This is a genomic window from Pseudomonas sp. ABFPK, assembly GCF_001586765.1.
GTDB lineage: Bacteria > Pseudomonadota > Gammaproteobacteria > Pseudomonadales > Pseudomonadaceae > Aquipseudomonas > Aquipseudomonas asiatica.
Map to the genome: position 1 here is coordinate 363,329 of NZ_LQXW01000001.1, position 12,066 is coordinate 375,394.

Annotated in this window: 13 protein-coding genes and 1 pseudogene; 9 read left to right on the plus strand and 5 right to left on the minus strand. The window is 62.5% G+C overall.

Annotation, left to right across the window (positions count from 1 at the left end):
• The first annotated feature begins 157 nt into the window (after window positions 1–157).
• From WM94_RS28660 to WM94_RS01690, 5 genes and pseudogenes are all read left to right on the plus strand, one after another.
• Window positions 158–937: an RHS repeat-associated core domain-containing protein gene (locus WM94_RS28660; protein WP_082810456.1), complete on the plus strand. Its 780-nt coding sequence runs from the start codon at window positions 158–160 to the stop codon at window positions 935–937.
• Between the two features lie 111 nt (window positions 938–1,048).
• Window positions 1,049–1,123: pseudogene (locus tag WM94_RS30660) on the plus strand (MotA/TolQ/ExbB proton channel family protein); the annotation flags it as partial.
• A gap of 156 nt (window positions 1,124–1,279) precedes the next feature.
• The gene (locus tag WM94_RS01680; RefSeq protein WP_061550280.1) at window positions 1,280–1,861 is read left to right on the plus strand and encodes an alpha/beta hydrolase; all 582 of its coding nucleotides are present in this window, start codon (window positions 1,280–1,282) and stop codon (window positions 1,859–1,861) included.
• A 64-nt stretch (window positions 1,862–1,925) separates the two neighbouring features.
• On the plus strand, window positions 1,926–2,756 hold the full coding sequence (locus WM94_RS01685; protein ID WP_061550281.1) for a sigma 54-interacting transcriptional regulator: 831 nt from the start codon (window positions 1,926–1,928) through the stop codon (window positions 2,754–2,756).
• 175 nt (window positions 2,757–2,931) lie between these two features.
• Window positions 2,932–3,717 carry a MetQ/NlpA family ABC transporter substrate-binding protein gene (locus tag WM94_RS01690; protein ID WP_003258552.1) on the plus strand — a complete coding sequence of 262 codons (786 nt, stop codon included), beginning with the start codon at window positions 2,932–2,934 and terminating at the stop codon, window positions 3,715–3,717.
• 85 nt (window positions 3,718–3,802) lie between these two features.
• On the opposite strand, the gene WM94_RS01695 is transcribed toward WM94_RS01690, so the two are convergent.
• Both WM94_RS01695 and WM94_RS01700 read right to left on the minus strand, forming a co-directional pair.
• Window positions 3,803–4,621, minus strand: coding sequence for an alpha/beta fold hydrolase (locus tag WM94_RS01695; protein WP_061550323.1), 819 nt, complete (start codon window positions 4,619–4,621; stop codon window positions 3,803–3,805).
• An 85-nt stretch (window positions 4,622–4,706) separates the two neighbouring features.
• Window positions 4,707–7,112: a penicillin acylase family protein gene (locus tag WM94_RS01700; protein ID WP_061550282.1), complete on the minus strand. Its 2,406-nt coding sequence runs from the start codon at window positions 7,110–7,112 to the stop codon at window positions 4,707–4,709.
• Window positions 7,113–7,198: 86 nt separating this feature from the next.
• On the opposite strand from WM94_RS01700, the gene WM94_RS01705 reads away from it, so the two are divergent.
• A complete protein-coding gene (locus tag WM94_RS01705; RefSeq protein WP_015272200.1) occupies window positions 7,199–7,765 on the plus strand; it encodes a sugar O-acetyltransferase in 567 nt (188 codons plus the stop codon).
• On the opposite strand, the gene WM94_RS01710 is transcribed toward WM94_RS01705, so the two are convergent.
• Window positions 7,744–8,313, minus strand: coding sequence for a DUF6436 domain-containing protein (locus tag WM94_RS01710; protein WP_061550283.1), 570 nt, complete (start codon window positions 8,311–8,313; stop codon window positions 7,744–7,746). The genes WM94_RS01705 and WM94_RS01710 overlap by 22 nt on opposite strands.
• 212 nt (window positions 8,314–8,525) lie before the next feature.
• Between WM94_RS01710 and WM94_RS01715 the strand changes: the two genes are divergently transcribed.
• Window positions 8,526–9,452, plus strand: coding sequence for an alpha/beta hydrolase (locus WM94_RS01715; protein ID WP_061550284.1), 927 nt, complete (start codon window positions 8,526–8,528; stop codon window positions 9,450–9,452).
• Here the strand turns inward: WM94_RS01715 and WM94_RS01720 are convergent, their stop codons facing one another.
• Complete coding sequence (locus tag WM94_RS01720; protein WP_003258544.1) at window positions 9,453–10,205, minus strand: DUF2059 domain-containing protein; 753 nt, start codon at window positions 10,203–10,205, stop codon at window positions 9,453–9,455.
• 113 nt (window positions 10,206–10,318) lie between these two features.
• On the opposite strand from WM94_RS01720, the gene WM94_RS01725 reads away from it, so the two are divergent.
• Window positions 10,319–10,951, plus strand: a complete 633-nt coding sequence (locus tag WM94_RS01725) for a 2OG-Fe(II) oxygenase (protein WP_061550324.1) — start codon at window positions 10,319–10,321, stop codon at window positions 10,949–10,951.
• On the plus strand, window positions 10,938–11,441 hold the full coding sequence (locus WM94_RS01730; protein ID WP_061550285.1) for a DUF523 domain-containing protein: 504 nt from the start codon (window positions 10,938–10,940) through the stop codon (window positions 11,439–11,441). Before WM94_RS01725 ends, WM94_RS01730 begins: the two co-directional genes overlap by 14 nt.
• A 122-nt stretch (window positions 11,442–11,563) precedes the next feature.
• Here the strand turns inward: WM94_RS01730 and WM94_RS01735 are convergent, their stop codons facing one another.
• A complete protein-coding gene (locus tag WM94_RS01735; protein WP_061550286.1) occupies window positions 11,564–12,052 on the minus strand; it encodes an ABC transporter substrate-binding protein in 489 nt (162 codons plus the stop codon).
• Window positions 12,053–12,066: the final 14 nt, after the last annotated feature.

Genomic DNA, 12,066 nt, shown 5'->3' on the forward strand with positions numbered 1-12,066 from the left:
TTTTCAATCGCCGGGAATCGGCGGAGTATTGGGTTTTTGGGTGGGCCTGAGTCAAGGAATTGCCGAGTGCGCCTTTTCTGGGCTGTTGCCACGGCCATTGTTATTAAGGTCTCCTGAGGTTTAAATTCATCGCGTAGAAAATCATGGGGCTTGTAATATGTTTAATTCATACTCTCCTTATGGATATTTTTTCTCTGTGAGTGCTTTTGTGGGTGCATTGAATTTTAATGGTGAACACCTTGATGCACTAAGTGATCTATATTTTCTAGGGTTCGGATACAGGGCGTTCAGTCCAGCGTTGATGCGTTTCAATGGACCTGATGAGTTAAGTCCTTTCGATAGCGGTGGGTTGAATTGTTACTGTTATTGCTTAGGGGATCCTGTTAATCGTCAAGACCCTAACGGAAAAACTTCTTTCGCGACGCCGGCGTTGACCGCGATTGCGGCGCGTCGCTTTAAAAGTCTGCTCTTTGCCAAGATTAAAGGTCCCGTTGAATGGCGCCCATTACGGAACTGGAAAAAAGAATCGATTGTTCCAGAGGTTAGATATGCCAGAGAAAAAATTTCATCTGGTAAAGAGAGCGTGACGCATGTGGTGAATCAGAAGGGCTTGTCGGTGTTGGACCTTTCTGAGAAAAAGCATAAATTCATTCTAAGGCAGGATGAAAATTTTTTTATCAGTACCTTTTCCGAGTTTGATGATGCTCCTCTTTCTCACGCCAGTCTTGCGGAGCTTGGTCGACGTCAGTTAAGGTCGGCCTCTCCGGTTGTAGCTGCGGGATATATATATAGGGAAAATGGTCAAACTTATGTTGATAATCATTCGGGTCATTATCTTCCTAGTTACAGAAGCTCACAGGCGGCGGTGAATTACTTGAGGTCGATAAATGTACCAGCGATGAGTGTTCGTATGGTTGGTCAAATGATGCGTCGATGAGCGATGCCCCGCGCATTTTTTAGGCATGCAAGGTATGCAGGCCATCATCTAAGAAGTAAAGCTGCGGGGGGCGAGGGGTGTCATCATGAGCCTTCTGGCATACTCTCTCGAATCGGCCTGTTCGGCACCGTCTGGGGCATCATGGAAGCGCTCAAGGGCATCAGCGCGGCCGGCTCCGCCAGCCTAGGTAGTCTTTGGCCCCTTTTTTTCAACCCGAGGCTCCCACAGGGATCGCGTCAGTGGTAGGTTTTGGTTATTAACAAATAGCTTCTTATTCCTTTACTGATATATGTCCGCCCCTATACTTGTCTCCAAGCACGCAAGCTCACTGGAGGCGTCCCCATGCGCAATGAGTCGATTCGTTACCTGATTGTGCCGGGCTGGCAAGGATCGCCAGACAACCATTGGCAAAGTCACTGGCAGCGCACCCTGCCGAACAGTGTGCGGGTCGAGCAGCACGACTGGCTGACTCCGCAACGCCAGGACTGGGTGCAGGCACTGGAGCAGGCGATTGCCGCCGAGCGCTCACCGGTGATTCTGATTGCCCATAGCCTGGGCTGCATAACCGTCGCTCACTGGGCCGCGCAAGCCAGCCCGGCCCTGCTGCGGCGGGTCCGTGGCGCGCTGCTGGTGGCACCCTCTGACGTAGAGCGGCCGACCTGCGCGCCGGCTCTGCGCAACTTCGCGCCGATACCGACCGAAGCACTGCCATTCCCCAGCCAGGTGGTCAGCTCGGACAACGACCCGGCCGTGAGCGTGCCAAGGGCGTTGTACCTGGCCCAGGTCTGGGGCGCCGAAGCAGGGCTGCTGACCAACGCCGGGCACATCAACGTCAAGTCCGGCCATGAGCGCTGGGAACAAGGTTTCGCCTACTTGTATCGCTTGCAGAGCCGGGTCGAGCAGCGCGCACTGCGCCGCGCCTGATCGCCCTTACTGTTTACCGTTTGCCTGACGCCCGGCCATTGAAGGCCTGGGGCGGGAGTTCGTCATGACTTTTCAAAACCCTTTTGGCCAGCCGTTGCTGACCTTCCCTGAATTGGACAAGAGCCCACTGAGCATCCGCGCCAAGGCGCTGGTGTTCATCGACCCACGTTCGCAGCAGCTGCGCGAGGAGCTCGAGCACCTGGCGCCACAATCCTTGCCGGTGCTGATCCGTGGCGAAACCGGCACCGGCAAGGAACTGCTGGCCCGGCAGATCCACCGTGCCAGTGACCGCAGCGGGTTGTTCGTGTCGGTCAACTGCGCGGCCATCAGTCCCACCTACGCCGATGCCGAGTTGTTCGGCTACAGCGCCGGCAGCCAGGGTGGCACAGCCAGCAGCCGCGCCGGCTGGTTTGGCTCGGCCAACGGTGGCACTTTGTACCTGGACGAGATCGCCGACTTGCCGCTGGCAATTCAGGGCAAGCTGCTGGTCGCCCTGGAAAACCGCGAGGTTACCCGGGTGGGCGCGCAGCAGCCGCAACCGGTGGATGTGCGCCTGGTGGCCGCTACCAGCATCGACCTGGCGCGGGTGGTGCGCGCGGGGCGCTTCAACGAGCGCCTGTACCAGTACCTGCGCGAGGGAGCGCTGGAGCTACCGCCACTGCGCGAGCGGCCGGGCGATATCCTGCCGTTGGCCGAGTACTTCGTGGGCATCTACAGCGTGCGCCTGCAACGGCCTGTGCCGCTGGTGAGCGAGGCGGCGCAGCAGGTGCTGGAGGCACACCCCTGGCCCGGCAACACCCGTGAATTGGAGAATGTCATCCACTTTGCCTTGCTGCTGAATGATGGCGAGGAGATCCTGGCAGAGGACCTGGACCTGCCCGACCCTGCGCGCTAGGCACTGCTCAAAAGCAAAATGGCTGATAGCATTTTGTTTTTGGAATAAGCAGCTAAATAAAAGATATTTTTACGGAATAAAAAATCTGGGTATTGTCCGCCTCACGCCCGCTGGTGAACCGGTTGGGCACCCGATTCGCCATCGTCGATGGCCCAGAACCAGAACAAGGACCACCATGAAGAAGACCCTGCTGACCACTGCCCTGGCCGCTGCCCTGTCGTTTGCCGGCCTGGCTACCGCCGCCGAGAAACTGGTTGTCGCCGCCACCCCGGTACCGCACGCCGAAATCCTCGAGCTGATCAAGCCGACCCTGGCCAAGGAAGGTGTGGACCTGCAGATCAAGGTTTTCACCGACTACGTGCAGCCGAACGTGCAGGTTGACCAGAAGCGCCTGGACGCCAACTACTTCCAGACCCTGCCTTATCTGCAGAACTTCAACGAAGGCAAGGGCACCCACCTGGAAACCGTGATCGGCGTGCATGTCGAACCCTTTGGTGGTTACTCGAAGAAGGTCAAGAGCCTGGGCGAACTGAAAGAAGGCGCTACCGTTGCCATCCCTAACGAGGGCAGCAACAGCGGCCGCGCCCTGCTACTGCTGCAGAAAGCTGGCCTGATCACCCTGAAGGATCCGAAGAACGCCCTGGCCACCCCCAAGGACATTGCCGAGAACCCGAAGAAGCTGAAGTTCCGCGAGCTTGAGTCGGCCATGCTGCCGCGCGTGCTGGACCAGGTCGACCTGGACATGATCAACACCAACTACGCCCTGGAAGCCGGCCTGAACCCGGCCAAGGACGCGCTGGTGATCGAAGGCAGCGACTCGCCATACGTGAACTTCCTGGTCGCCCGCCCGGACAACAAGGACAGCGAAGCCATCCAGAAACTGGCCAAGGCCCTGACCAGCCCGGAAGTGAAGGAATTCATCGCCAAGAAGTACCAAGGTGCGGTGCTGCCGGCGTTCTGATGCGCTTGCATTACCTTGCATGACCCAACGCCGACACCCTTGTGTCGGCGTTTTTCACAAGGGCTGCAAAGCAGCCTCGGCAATCTCACTGGTTACGCGGTAGCCAGTTCAACAGGAACTCATTCACCACCCGCGGGTTCTCCAGGCTGGAGATATGCCCCGCAAACGGAATCTGCGCCGCCAGGCAGCCAATGATCCGCGCCATTTCATTGGACTCTTCCGGCGGCCGCGGAATGTCCTGATCGCCGCACATCAGGATGGTTCTCTCGCTCGGCAGCAGCTCGAGTTGCTCCAGAAGGTCGTGTCGTCCAAAGATTATCCGCCCCATGGGATCGAGGCTCTCGCGAATGGTTTGTGCACTGCTTGCCTTCAGCTGAGCACGAAACTGCTCACGGATTTCAGGTACGGTCTGGCCGCCTGCGTGGAAAAAAATAGGTACGATGATGTCGAGCAGAAGGTCGCTGAATTCGCCGGCTGCGCTGGCGGTATCCAGCAAGGCGAAATACTTGAGCCGAGTTTCCTCCGGCTCGGCGCCCAGGTAAGTGTCCATGAGCACCAGGCGATCAATTCGTTCAGGGTGGGTAGCAGCCAGCGGTGCCCCCCACATACCGCCTACCGACAGCCCGACCAGGTGGCACTTGGTAATTTCCAGTTTGTCCAGCAACGTCAGGTGCTGGTCGACCAAGCTGTTCATGTCGATGGTCGTGGCAGGCGGAGCATCGGAGCCGCCGTGGCCCCACAGCTCGGGGACGATGACGCGGAAGTGTGCTGACAAGGCTTCGATTTGTGGCTGCCACATCTCGGCGGACCACAGGTAGCTGTGGCCGAGCAGCACCGGGAAACCCTGGCCCTGGTCGATGTAGCTCATGCGGGCGCCGTCGATTTCGATGAAGTGTCTTTGCATGGAATGGGTCTCGGCTGGGAGTGCTGTAGGGTATTCGAAATTGTCGGGGGCCGCTTTGCGGCCCATTCGCAGCACAAGGCTGCTCCTACAGGGGCTCGCGGTCTCTTGTAGGAGCAGCCTTGTGCTGCGAATGGGCTGGCACCAGACGCAAGGTACTGTGCGCCGGGATCACCCCCATCTGCGCCTTCTGGTACTGCCCCTGCACATACCCTTCGGCCTGATCCGCAAAATGCCTGTCGAACGGCACACCACTCTGCCCGACCGGGTTGGTGGTCAGCGCCTGCCCGGCATCGGCAAAGTCGACCAGCCGCCGCGTCGACGGCCCATAGGTCACCGGCCATGGCGCCGGGCCGATCTTCGCCGAGAGGTTGTTCGGCACTTCATGGGTGCCCGGTGCGGCGAACGGGCCGACGTTGAACAGCAGGTTCAGCGGCTTTTTGACCCCCAGCGGGTGGTTGTGGGTCAGGGTATGGGCCTTGCCCCACTGCCAACTGGCCGGGTTGTTGCCCAGGGTTTCCCGCAGGTGCTTCAAGGTGTTCTGCCACGCCATGCGCACCACGGCGTTACGGTCGGTGCGCTGGTTGGCTCCGCGGGTGTTCCACCACGGCGAATCGGCATCCGCCGCCAGGCGCGGCAGGGCTGCGTCGATGGCGCGGGTGCTGATCAGCACCGGGAACCAGGTGTCGCCCAGTTCGTCATGCAAGGCCGCGAATGCCAGCTCGTAGAGGAACTGGTTGAACAGCGTGGCACTGGTCGAGTCGAGCGGGTAGTCGCCGCTCCAGGCTGCCAGTTGCTCGACCAGCTCCTTCTCTTCGTCACCTTCGGCCACTGCGCGTAGCGTTGCCAGCAGTGGTGCAAGGGTGCGCGGGCCATAGTCGCTTGCAGTGTCCAACTGCAGCGCCTGGCTATTCTGGGTATCCCACTTCACATCGGGGTTGGCCAAGTGGCGATCGAGCTGGCGGCCTCGGTCCGGCAGGTTGTAGTAACCGGGTATCGGCACTGCTGCTGGAGGCTGGTAGTTGGCCGAGACAATGTAGCCGCGTGCCGGGTTCTCCTGCTGCGGGTTGACGCTGAAGGGGTAGAAGCCGAGCTTGTCTGCCTGCGCACTGGCACCATCGAGGATGAACACGGGGTCGACGCCGTCGGGGCGGATCGGCAACTGCGCCGCTGCCCACCAACCGATATCGCCACGGGCATTGGCCCAGACCAGGTTCAGCCCCGGCGCATGCACCTTGGCCGCAGCCTCGCGCATCTTGCCCAGGGTATCGGCGCGGTTGAGCTGGTAGAAACCGTCTAGGATCGGGTTTTCGGTTTCCAGGAACGCCCACCACATGGCGATTGGCGTGGGCCCGGCAGTGGCACCCAGTACGTCGTTGACGATCGGGCCATGGGGCGAGCGGCGGAGGCTGAGGGTGACCGGTGCTTCGCCTTTAACGGCAATCTGCTGCTCGGTCTTTTCCAGCGCATGCCATTTGCCATCGACCATCACCTGGTTGGCGTCGGCAGGGTTGGTGCGCTCGGCGATCAGGTCGACGTCGTCATTCTGGAACATGGTCAGGCTCCAGCCGAAGTCGCGGTTGTGGCCGAGCAGGGCGAACGGGTTGAGCGCCTGGAAGTAGCCATACAGGTTGAAGCCCGGCGCCGACAGCTCGGCCTCGTACCACACCGCCGGCACCGCAAAACCGATGTGCGGGTCGCCGGCCAGCAGCGGCCTGCCGCTGCGGGTGCGGCTGCCGGCCACGGCCCAGGCGTTGCTGCCCTCGAATTGCGGGATGCCCGCATCGCCCAGCGCGTCATGGCTGAGGCGGGCGAGGGCCTCCAGGCTTTGCCAGTCGGCAGCGGCCAGCGGTGTACCCAAGGCGCCCTCGGGCTGCCAGGCGAGATCGAAGATGTTCAGGTACTCAGGGCCCAGCTGGTCGCGGATATAGGTAAGCGCGGGTTCGGTGCGAAACGCGGCGGCGAAGCTGTAGGCCAGGTAGCCGGCGATGCTCAGGGTGTCTTCGGCGCTGAAGGGGCGTGGGGTGATGCCGAGCAGGTCGAACTCCACGGGTTTTGGGTGGCTGGCCTGCCAGCTGTTCACCCCGTCGAGGTAGGCCTGCAGGGCTTGCCAGGCGGGTGACTGGCGGTCCTGACGCTTGGCCATCAGTGCTGCCTGTTCGCGAATGCGCAGGCTGCGGAACAGGGTGTCGGTGGGCAGCAGCTTGTCGCCCAGTACCTCGGCCAGCTCGCCCCGGGCCAGGCGCCGCAGGATCTCCATCTGGAACAGCCGGTCCTGGGCATGCACGTAACCGAGAGCACGATACAGGTCCGGCTCGCTCTGCGCCTGCAGGTGCGGCACCCCACGGGCGTCGTAGCGCACGTTGACCGGCGCCTGCAGACCGGCGATGGCCACCTCGCCCTCGCGTTGCGGCAGCTTGCCCTGCACATACCAGTATCCGGCGCCGGCGGCCACGGCAACCATCACGGCCAATAGGGTCAAGCTGCGCTTCATGCAGGCTCCTTGTGCGTTCAAGCGAAAAATGTGGTCCGATGATCGGCGGATTCGCGACCAGAGCATAGCCCCAGGAAGGAGTTTCCATGTCCCTCAGCGAAAAACAGAAAATGCTTACAGGCCAGCTCTATCACGCTGGCTGTCCCGAGCTGCAGGCCGAGCAGATCGCCAACAAGCACTGGATGCACCGCTACAACAGCAGTGTCGAATTGCTCAACGACGCACGTCATGGGCTCTTGGTAGAGCACTTTGGCCAGGTCGGCGAAGGCGCGGTGATCCGCCCGCCGTTTTATTGCGACTATGGCTACAACATCAGCGTCGGCCGCAACACCTTCATGAATTTCAACTGCGTGATCCTCGATGTGCTGCCGGTGCGTATCGGTGATGACTGCCAGATCGGCCCCAACGTGCAGATCTATACCGCCGACCACCCGCTCGACCCCGAGGTGCGCCGCACAGGGCTGGAGAGTGGCCGGCCGGTGACCATCGGCAACAACGTGTGGATCGGCGGCGCGGCGATCATCCTGCCGGGGGTGACCATTGGCGATAACGCCGTGGTGGGTGCCGGTAGTGTGGTCACCCGTGACGTGCCGGCAGGGGCGGTGGTGGTGGGCAACCCTGCGCGGGTGCGTCAGCCGGCCCAGGGGCAGTAGCAGCCCACCGCCAGGGTATTTGAGGCACTCACCTGGCGGCCGTCGAGTAGCGCCTTGAGGATCGGCTCGATGAAGCTGTTGCTGGCATTGCACACCGCGCCTTCGCTGTAGGGGCCGAAGTAGGCCAGGTGGCCTTGCCGGTCCCAGATGGCCACGGCCGGGGAGGCGGGCAGGTGTTCGCTGCCGGGCAGGCTGGCGAGTGGCTTGAGGGCGGTGAGGTTGGCGGGCAGCTGGCCGTGGCTGTCGGGCTTTTGCAGCACGTGGAAGGTCACGCCCTGGCTGGCGAACTGGTTGATCAGGTCGCCCAGGTGCTGCTGGTTGCCGACGTTGCACGGGCAGGCCGGGTCCCAGAAATGCACTACCCGGATCGGGCCGGGGCCGGCCAGCTCGGGGGGCAACTGCAGCTGGCTGCCGTCGAACAGCGTGGCCTGGTTGTCGAACGGGCGCAGGTAGCGGGCCTGGAAGGTGGTGTAGGCCTGCCAGAGGATGGTCACACCGACCAGAAGGGCGATTGCTGTGCACAGCGGTTTGATGATCCGAGTCTTCATGAAGTTTCCGCGGCCCTCTGTAGGAGCAGCCTTGTGCTGCGAAAGGGCCGGCATGACTGATGGTGTTGTTGTGGCAGTACCGGCCTCTTCGCAGCACAAGGTTGCGCCTACCGGGGGATACCGCTATCGGCCTGAAATCGAGCAAGCTTGCCACGACGCCAGCCAGAGCTGAATATCCCAGATCAATACTTGCTTCACTGTGGATGTACCCGATGCCCGCTGCCTTTCACCCAGACCTCCTGCGCACCAGCCTGGCGCCACTGACCTTTCGCCAGCCGTTGTCGGCGCAGGCGCAGGACTACCAGCGCTTCTATGGCCTGAACCTGTCGGCCCACAGCTGGCTGGGCGGCTTCCAGGCCGCAGGCTTCGAGCTGGTCGGGCAGGCCTGGCTACCCGACCAGCCGAGCGCGACGCTGTTCCTGCTGCACGGCTATTACGACCATATGGGCCTCTATAGGCATGTGATCGATTGGGCGCTCAAACAGGGGTTCGCCGTGATCAGTTGCGACCTGCCCGGCCACGGCCTGTCCAGCGGCGAGCGAGCCAGCATCAGTGATTTCGCGGTGTACCAGCAGGTGCTGGAGGCTTTGTTCGAACAGGCGCGCACGCTGCAACTGCCGCGCCCGTGGCACCTATGCGGGCAAAGCACCGGTGGCGCCATCGCCGTGGACCACCTGTTGTACCAGGGCGCGCGCAGCCCCATCGATGGCCAGGTCATCCTGTTGGCACCGCTGGTGCGGCCCTGTGCCTGGCGCTGGTCGAAGCTGAGCTATCGCGTGTTGCGTCACTTCGTGAATGGCATCGAGCGGCGCTTCAGCGAGAACACCAATGACCCGACCTTCCTGCCGTTCCTCGAAGCCGACCCGCTGCAACCGCGCCGCCTGCCTACAGCTTGGGTGGGGGCCTTGATTGCCTGGGTCAAACGCATCGAGGCCGCGCCGCGCAGCACGCGGCGGCCGTTGATCGTGCAAGGAGAAGCGGATGGCACAGTGGACTGGCCCTACAACCTCGAAGTACTCAAGGCCAAGTTCGCCGAACCACAGATTCTGATGCTGCCCGAGGCCCGTCACCACCTGGCCAACGAGCTGCCGGGCATTCGCCAGCGCTACTTCGACTTCATCGACCAGCGCCTGGGCTGATCACTTAAGGTCGCTGCTGCTCTGGCCAACTGCCAGGCCTGCGCGAACGGCGGCCAAGGCGGCCTGGTAGTAAGCCTTGCCGTCTGGCGACTCGGCAAAGGTAGCGAACTCTTCCAGCTCGGCATCGGACAGGTCGCGATAGACATACAGCAGGGTGTTGTTGAGGTCTTCGCCGATCTGGCCCATCAGGCGCTGGCGCTGGCCGTCGAGCAGGTTCTGGGCCTGACCGCCGCCGAACAGGCCGGGGATCATCGAGCTGAGGCTGTCGGCCGCCACGCCGGCAATGGCCAGGCTCACTTCGGCGCCGGCTTCGCGCGCCGGCAGGGCCTGGGCCAGATGCCCGATTATCAGCAGGCGATCATCGCTGGCCTGGATCTTCGGCAAGCCCTTGGCATTCCTGGCCAGTTCGTCCTTGCGTGTGGCCTTGAGCTCCGCAGCCACCACCTTGCGCCCCAGCGGCGACCGGAAGAACGCCAGCGCCGGTGCCGGGTTGGCCAAGGTTGCGCGCAGCTGCGCCTGGGCGCGACGGTCCACCGCCTGGGCCTGGAAGCGCTGGTTGCTGTTGTTTACCAGCGCCTGGTACACGGCGGGTGGCAAACTGTTGCGGTAGCGTTCCTGGGCAGCGGTCAGGGCATCATTGAAATGGGCGCGCTGGTCGGGCCAGCCGGCGGCCTTGTACAGTTGATCCAGGTTGTCTGCCCAGACAGGCACGGTGCAGATCATCAGCAGAATCAGGGAAAACAGACGGCGCATTCAGGACTCCTGTCGGCAGGTGGCTATTGTCCGTGGCCGGGCGCCGGTTTGTCGAGATATCCGCGTGCTTCTCGGCCAAGTGGCGCTGTGCGCCGGCATGGCTAATGGATATGATGCGCGCCATGCACATCTCCCCTGAACACCCGATGCTTGCGGCCGTCGTCGACGATCTGGCCACCCATGGCTGGTCCCAGCAGGCGCTTTTTCTGCCCGCCGACCTGGTGCGTGCGCTCGCGGCCGAGTGTCGGCGCCGTGATGCCGAAGGCGAACTCAACCCTGCAGGGGTTGGGCGCGGTGCTGCCCAGGAGGTGCGCGAGGCCATTCGCGGCGACCAGATCCAGTGGATCGACCCCGGCCAGGCCGAGGCCTGCGACCAGTACCTGAGCGCCATGGAGCAGCTGCGCCAGGCCATCAACCAGGGCCTGTTCCTTGGCCTGGAAGACTTCGAGTGCCATTTTGCCTTGTACCCGCCAGGGGCGTTCTATCGCCGGCACCTGGACCGCTTCCGCGATGATGACCGGCGCATGGTGTCGGCAGTCCTGTACCTGAATGAAGGCTGGCAGCCGCAGGACGGTGGCCAGTTGCGCATGTTCCTGGCGGACGGTGTCGAGCATGATGTCGAGCCGGTGGCGGGCTGCCTGGTGGTGTTCTTGTCGGGCGAGGTGCCCCATGAGGTGCTGCCGGCAGGGCGTGAGCGGCTTTCGTTGACCGGCTGGTTCCGGCGCCGTGGCAATGACCCCTTCTGACCTGCCCAAGGTGCTGGTCAGCGCCTGCCTGCTGGGGCAGCCGGTGCGCTATGACGGCCGCGCCAGTGGCCACCCCGACCTGTTGCAGCGCTGGCAGGTCGAAGGGCGCGTGGTGCCGTTGTGCCCGGAAGTGGCGGGTGGCTTGCCGACCCCACGGCCGCCTGCAGAGATACCGGGCGGGCAGGGTGGGGAGGTGCTCGACGGTGGTGCGCAGGTGCTGACGGTGGCGGGCGAGGATGTCAGCGCCGAGTTCCTGGCTGGGGCGCAGCGGGCGCTGGAGCTGGTGCACCGGCATGGCATTCGTGTGGCCGTGCTGAAAGCTGGAAGCCCTTCGTGTGGCAACCGGTTGACCTATGACGGCACGTTCAGTGGTGTGAAGGTGGCCGGGGAAGGGGTGACCACGGCATTACTGCGGCGGGCGGGGGTGCTGGTGTTCAGCGAGCTGGAGCTGGACGAGGCACAGCAGGCTCTGGCCGGGCTTTCAGCTTAAGCCTGTTCCGGCCCCTTCGCGGGTGAACCCGCTCCCACAGGGACATCACAAGCGTTGAGGGCTGTGGAGAACTTGTGGGAGCGGGTTCACCCGCGAAGAGGCCGGTACAGGCAGCAAAAATCCTATTGCCCGGCCGCAGTCTCAGGCACACCCTTGAACCACTTTTGCTCAAGTTCGGCAGTCCGCCCGCTGTCCTTGAGCCGCTGCAGTGCATTGTTCACCGCACTCTCGAACGCCGGGTTGTCCTTCTGGAACGGGATCACCAGCTGCTTCTCGCCAAACGGCAGGCTCACATCGAGCGGGCCGTCACCTTTGGGTGATTCGCTCGACGGGGTCAGTGCGATGTCGTACTTGCCACTCTCGACACCGGGCAGTACCTCTGCCGCAGGGGCTTCGATGAACTCGGCGCGCAGGTCCAGTTCCTTGGCCAGCGCCTGGCCGAAGTCGATCTCGAAGCCGCTCAGGTGGTCATTTTCCTTGAATGCGTACGGCGAGTTGTCGGCCTGTACGGCTATGCGCAGTTCGCCCCGGTCGGCAATTTCGTCTATCAGCTCGGCCTGAGCCAATGGCGTGATCAGTATCGCCAGCATTACTCCTATGGTCGAACGCATTAAAGCCCCTTTTC

What these genes read in the sequence shown, in the direction of transcription:
- WM94_RS28660 (WP_082810456.1), top strand. Translation starts at nt 158, where the DNA reads ATGTTTAATTCATACTCTCCTTATGGATATTTTTTCTCTGTGAGTGCT.
- WM94_RS01680 (WP_061550280.1), top strand. Translation starts at nt 1,280, where the DNA reads ATGCGCAATGAGTCGATTCGTTACCTGATTGTGCCGGGCTGGCAAGGA.
- WM94_RS01685 (WP_061550281.1), top strand. Translation starts at nt 1,926, where the DNA reads ATGACTTTTCAAAACCCTTTTGGCCAGCCGTTGCTGACCTTCCCTGAA.
- WM94_RS01690 (WP_003258552.1), top strand. Translation starts at nt 2,932, where the DNA reads ATGAAGAAGACCCTGCTGACCACTGCCCTGGCCGCTGCCCTGTCGTTT.
- WM94_RS01695 (WP_061550323.1), bottom strand. Translation starts at nt 4,621, where the DNA reads ATGCAAAGACACTTCATCGAAATCGACGGCGCCCGCATGAGCTACATC.
- WM94_RS01700 (WP_061550282.1), bottom strand. Translation starts at nt 7,112, where the DNA reads ATGAAGCGCAGCTTGACCCTATTGGCCGTGATGGTTGCCGTGGCCGCC.
- WM94_RS01705 (WP_015272200.1), top strand. Translation starts at nt 7,199, where the DNA reads ATGTCCCTCAGCGAAAAACAGAAAATGCTTACAGGCCAGCTCTATCAC.
- WM94_RS01710 (WP_061550283.1), bottom strand. Translation starts at nt 8,313, where the DNA reads ATGAAGACTCGGATCATCAAACCGCTGTGCACAGCAATCGCCCTTCTG.
- WM94_RS01715 (WP_061550284.1), top strand. Translation starts at nt 8,526, where the DNA reads ATGCCCGCTGCCTTTCACCCAGACCTCCTGCGCACCAGCCTGGCGCCA.
- WM94_RS01720 (WP_003258544.1), bottom strand. Translation starts at nt 10,205, where the DNA reads ATGCGCCGTCTGTTTTCCCTGATTCTGCTGATGATCTGCACCGTGCCT.
- WM94_RS01725 (WP_061550324.1), top strand. Translation starts at nt 10,319, where the DNA reads ATGCGCGCCATGCACATCTCCCCTGAACACCCGATGCTTGCGGCCGTC.
- WM94_RS01730 (WP_061550285.1), top strand. Translation starts at nt 10,938, where the DNA reads ATGACCCCTTCTGACCTGCCCAAGGTGCTGGTCAGCGCCTGCCTGCTG.
- WM94_RS01735 (WP_061550286.1), bottom strand. Translation starts at nt 12,052, where the DNA reads ATGCGTTCGACCATAGGAGTAATGCTGGCGATACTGATCACGCCATTG.